Genomic DNA, 237 nt, shown 5'->3' on the forward strand with positions numbered 1-237 from the left:
ACCGCTCGACTTGCATGTGTTAGGCCTGCCGCCAGCGTTCAATCTGAGCCATGATCAAACTCTTCAATTAAAGTTTTTTTGGTCATAAGACCTGCTCAATGAATTCTGCTTTCTTTGATTTCACTTTTTTAAGAAAGTGAAAATCTCAGCGCATGAACACTCATTAAGTTATATTTCGAATAACTTAATCTCTGTGAGTGCCCACACAGATTTGCTTGTCTAATTTTTAAAGAACGA

The 237-nt window shown here is 37.6% G+C and carries 1 rRNA gene; it reads right to left on the bottom strand.

The window, feature by feature from the left end:
• Positions 1-70, bottom strand: a 16S ribosomal RNA gene (locus tag Q0791_RS25185); the annotation flags it as partial.
• Positions 71-237 lie beyond the last annotated feature (167 nt).

This window comes from uncultured Shewanella sp. (genome assembly GCF_947495455.1).
Taxonomy (GTDB): domain Bacteria; phylum Pseudomonadota; class Gammaproteobacteria; order Enterobacterales; family Shewanellaceae; genus Shewanella.